At 39.8% G+C, this 5,146-nt stretch carries 2 protein-coding genes and 1 tRNA gene; 2 read left to right on the top strand and 1 reads right to left on the bottom strand.

Annotation, left to right across the window (positions count from 1 at the left end; genetic code table 11):
- Positions 1–210: 210 nt before the first annotated feature.
- The gene (locus H5993_RS08800; protein ID WP_204777078.1) at positions 211–753 is read right to left on the bottom strand and encodes an RBBP9/YdeN family alpha/beta hydrolase; all 543 of its coding nucleotides are present in this window, start codon (positions 751–753) and stop codon (positions 211–213) included.
- Positions 754–887: 134 nt separating this feature from the next.
- Here H5993_RS08800 and H5993_RS08805 point away from each other — a divergent pair.
- Together H5993_RS08805 and H5993_RS08810 are read left to right on the top strand one after the other, a co-directional pair.
- Positions 888–960: transfer RNA gene (locus H5993_RS08805), tRNA-Thr, on the top strand.
- Positions 961–1,446: 486 nt separating this feature from the next.
- Positions 1,447–5,094, top strand: a complete 3,648-nt coding sequence (locus H5993_RS08810) for an Eco57I restriction-modification methylase domain-containing protein (RefSeq protein ID WP_239458065.1) — start codon at positions 1,447–1,449, stop codon at positions 5,092–5,094.
- Positions 5,095–5,146: the final 52 nt, after the last annotated feature.

The raw sequence follows: 5,146 nt of genomic DNA on the forward strand, positions 1-5,146 counted from the left end.
CCTAACTGAGATTTGATGTCTTCAGTATAGGGGGTTAGCCATATGATTAATAGACGTGTCGTTATTCACCGCTTACGAAAGAGGTTGGGAAAAAAGCTCCTTGACGGCCTGGTTGGGATAAGAAGGACGAGGGTTGATTCATTAGAATCGACCTTTCGTTCGCACTTATCCGCTAAGGCCGTGCTTTGGAGCGAACCAGCCCCTCGTTAGTTATTCTTGTAAGCTTACTAGTTCTTTCAACGCCAACGGAAATTTGCGGAAGCCATCACTGGTGAGGTAGTGGCCACCGTGTTCTTGGCAGATTAATTTTGCTTCCAATTCGCTAGCGATCGTAATTGCCTGCCGGTAAGGGGCAATTGGATCGTTTTTGGCTGTAATCACAGTGGCTTTTGAAACCTTAGTTCGCAGATCGGCATAATCTGGACGGGGATTGGTGAAACCATCTAAGCTTGGATAAAGGGGAAGCGGTCGATCAAAAGCGCCAACTAGTAATAAGCGAACGTCCTGGATTTGATGGCGGGCAACAAAACGAAGGGCCGTAATGCAACCAAGACTATGAGCGACAATGGTAATCCCATCTTCAACGGGGATTTGGTCGTCAACGGCTTGATCCCAGGCTTGGGGATCCGGAGAAAAGGGATCTGGTAACCATAGCCGGTCTAATTTAATAGCCGGTTTGGCAGCGTCCTCAAGCCAGGGAAACCAGTCATCATCACGGGTAGAAGTGCCATGGATTAAATATGCTTGTTTCATTTGGATCATCCTTTCTTGGTTTATTCCTACCTTACCATGGAATTAGGCCTTAAAATGCGGCTTTTTGAAAAAATTTGCCAAAAGGGGTAGGCAAAGGACTGAATATCTGATATAGTAGTGACTGTTGAGAAATTGCTGACTTAGCTCAGTTGGCAGAGCACGTCACTAGTAATGATGAGGTCGGAGGTTCGAATCCTCTAGTCAGCACTAAATGATAGTTAAAAGCCTGTGATAACGCTTTTTAAGCGTTGTTACAGGCTTTTTTCGTGAATAACAACGTGAAACATTGATTATTTAATGGTTTATTTTTCTAGTATAATAAAGCAAGTAATTATTAGTTGGGGGAATAATCATGAAAAGTAATTTTGCGTATTTGTAAAAAGATCAGGATACTCAAATCTGGTTTGAGACCGCTAAAGATGCTGAGGAATTATATACCATTGGTAAATTCAGTAATGAATTTGAAACTATCCGTAAGGTAATTGAAAGTGTTGCCCGCACCATTTTAGATTTAAATTATGTATCAATGCCTCACAAAAGCAACTTTAATAAACGTCTTCAGGAAATCGAACGCCATCGATTAGTGGATCGTGAAATCTTAGAGGCTTTTTATGACTTAAAAGGGATCGGTAATAGAGCAGCACATACCCTTCATAAGTATACGAAGTCCGAAGGCTTAAAGGGTTTAAAAAAATGAACCTAATTCTAGTTTGGTACATGAATCACTATACCGATGAAAAGGTTAGTCTAGATAGTTTTAAGGAGCCTGAAAATAGTAATGATGGTTACAGTACGACGACGCGGAAACTGATTTACATTCAGACTGCTGATAATAAGGATGGTATGTGGCCAGCTTATAAAGGATTAGAAAAGATCGGCGAAGCTTCAATTGATGACTATGAAATTGATGCCCGTCCTAACAGCGATGACCTTAAAAAGGCTGCTGAAAGAAGAATCAATGAGTATATGAAAACTGCTGGGGTACCCCATAAACTTCAGTGGACTGAATTAGCCTACCGTAAATACGATCATTCATGGTTTCGTGATTATGATGTACATGACGTACTAGAACGATCTGGAGTTAAAAAGACCGAAATTACGGAAGGTAATGAATGGTATCAGACGGATGTTGATGTTGCTAAAAAGGCTATTCAAGCTGTTAAGGAAGGCAAACGCTCTCTTGATGCACCAGCCCCAACAAGCAAGCCCAAGATTGTCTTACGTCCTGAACAGGCAGCAGCGGTTGACAAAACCAAGAAGGCTTTTAAAAAGAGCAATAAAATGCTATGGAATGCCAAGATGCGTTTCGGTAAGACCTTATCTGCTTTACAGCTGATTAAGGATGAAAAGTATCAACACGTGCTTATCATGACCCACCGTCCAGTAGTTGACGAGGGCTGGTTTGATGATTTTAAGAAGATTGGGATGCCTGAAGCCGGTTATCTTTACGGCTCCAAGAAAGAGGGAGAAGATTTCTCTTACTTGGCTAAATCACCTAAGCCGTTTGTTTACTTTGCTAGTTTACAAGATTTACGGGGATCTGAAGCAGTTGGGGGTAAGGCTGGTGACAAGAACCGTGATTTATTTAAGACTGATTGGGATTTAGTCATTGTTGATGAAGCCCATGAAGGAACCCAAACCGAATTAGCTAAGCGGGTTACCGATCTGGTAGTTAATCCTGATCGGACAAAGCTTTTGGAGCTATCCGGAACACCATTTAATATTCTTGATCAGTATGATGAAAATCAAGTTTATACCTGGGACTACGTGATGGAACAAAAGGCTAAATATAACTGGGATAAGGAACATCCGAATGAGAAGAATCCTTATGAAGGTCTACCAAAGGTTAATATGTATACTTTTGAAATGCAAAAGCGGTTTACGGATGATCGTTTTAGCACTGAAAATAAGTCCTTTAACTTTAAGGAGTTCTTCAAGGTTGATGACAATGGCGAATTCATCTATAAGGATAAGGTTAGACAATTCCTGGATAATATAACATCCCCTGATAGTCATACTAATTACCCGTATTCTACCAAAGAATTCCGTAATCGTTTGCGTCATACGCTCTGGATTATGCCAGGCGTTAATGAAGCTAATGCGTTAGCAAAGATGTTAAGACATCATCCAGTTTTCGGAATGGAGTACGAAATCGTCAATGTTGTTGAAAATGGTGATAATGAAGGAGTTGCTTCTGAAAGTGATGTTGATAAAGTTAACGATGCGATTGGTAAAGATCCATCCGCAACCAAAACGATTACTTTAACTGTACGGAAACTCACTACTGGGGTAACTATTAAACCATGGACAGGGGTGCTATTCTTAGCTAATACCAACAGTGCCATGCAATACCTGCAAGCCGCCTTTAGGGCCCAAACTCCGTACTCATCTCCAACTTTTGGTATGAAGACGAACTGTTATATTTTTGACTTTGCTCCTGACAGGGCGTTAACAATCATGGCCTCTTCTGCTCAGCTCAACACTGGAGTTGGCAAAAGGACTACCGGTGTTCAAAAGGAAAAGATGGCTGAGTTAATGAACTTCTTACCAATCGTTGGTGAAACTGGTCAAGGGATGAAGCCATTCAAGGTTGACTCAATGTTAGCCAAGATTAAGCGAGTTTACGCAGAAAAAGCAGTTCGGACCGGTTTTGATGATGATTCACTGTATAACGATGAATTATTAATGTTAAAGGATGTTGATCTAAAAGAGTTCAATGACTTAAAAGCAATCGTTGGCACGACCAAATCAGAAAAAAAGCCGATGAAGGTTGATGTTAACCAGCAAGGCTTAACTGATGAAGAATATGATCAAGCTAATCGAGGAGAAAAGAAACCGAGACGGGAACGAACTCCAGAAGAACAAGCTGCAATTGATAAAATGAAGGAATTAAAGAAGCAGCGGAACACCATGATTTCGATCCTACGGTCAATTTCAATTCGGATTCCAATGATGATCTATGGAATGGATATTAAACTGACCGATGATGTTTCTGTTAACACCTTCGTCAAAAAGGTCGATGATCAATCCTGGGCTGAATTTATGCCTAAGGGTGTAACTAAAGAATTGTTCCTTAAATTCTCTAAATACTACGATCAGGATGTCTTTATTGAAGCTGGACGGATTATTCGACGGAAGGTTAAAGAGCTCGATAAACTTGATCCAATTGAACGGACAAAGGAGTTAGCTGATATTTTTGGTACTTTCCGTAATCCAGACAAGGAAACCGTACTGACGCCATGGCGTGTGGTTAACATGCACTTAGGCAAGACGATTGGTGGACTGTCATTTTATGATGATGACTATCAATACACGACTGAAGATGGTGCCAGTGCCAATCACTGGGTAACGACAGAGTACACTGATCAAGTTTTCAATCCAGATACTCATATTCTAGAAATTAACTCCAAGACTGGACTGTATCCACTATATGCGGGGATGTCATTATACTGGCAGGAATTTAATAAGCTAAATAATGCAACAGCAGGCAAGTTCAGCTTTGAAAACCAGTTAATGTTATGGCAGAAGATTCTCCGTGAAAACTTATTTATGGTCGCCAAAACACCAATGGCTAAGGCAATTGCTAAACGGACCTTAGCTGGTTACCGTGATTTTGACGTTAATGTTGAGTTTGTGGATAACATCGTGGCGGATGCAAAGAAAAATATAGCAGAAGAAGCAAAGAAGATAAGGGGGCTGTTTGGTAATATGAAATTTGATGTGGTAATTGGGAACCCACCTTATCAAACTACGACGAATAAGAAGACTGCTAGTGGGCAACAACCAGTTACAAATATTTTTAAGTATTTTCAGGAGCTTGCGGACAAATTGCACGTTAGTTATTCGACCCTAATTTATCCAGGTAAGAGATGGATACACCAATCTGGTAAGGGAATGAAAAAGTTTGGATATAATTTAGTCAATGATCCACATTTAGCAAAGGTCATCTTCTTTGAAGACGCATCTAAAGTATTTGATAATGTTGATATTGCTGATGGAATTACTGTTGTATTTAAGGATTATTCAAAAGTACAGAAGGAATTTTTATTTGAGTTTATTGGTAAAGATGGATACCACCAAACTAATACACTTATGGCTCCTGGAAACAAAATGATTATTGTTGATCCAAGAGATAGGGAAATAGCTAACAAAATTAATAATTTCATTACTTCACATAACTTGAAGTACTTAAGCGAAAGCCCGGTAATTAATAGGTCACTATTTAAGATAGAAAGCGATTTTGTTGAAAGTAATCCTGACAAAGTTCGCTTATATAACTCAGACAAGAACATTGATTTTACCCATGAAGTTAAGCTTGTAGAGGGCGGTTGTAAAATGTAGGAAAACGGCGGAATAAAATTGTCGTTTTTCCTGCATTTTTTGTATACTCACT

It is taken from the genome of Limosilactobacillus alvi (assembly GCF_016900115.1).
Lineage (GTDB): Bacteria > Bacillota > Bacilli > Lactobacillales > Lactobacillaceae > Limosilactobacillus > Limosilactobacillus alvi.

Excerpts from the sequence above, each read along its gene's own strand:
- H5993_RS08800 (WP_204777078.1), bottom strand. The coding sequence starts at position 753 with ATGAAACAAGCATATTTAATCCATGGCACTTCTACCCGTGATGATGAC.
- H5993_RS08810 (WP_239458065.1), top strand. The coding sequence starts at position 1,447 with ATGAACCTAATTCTAGTTTGGTACATGAATCACTATACCGATGAAAAG.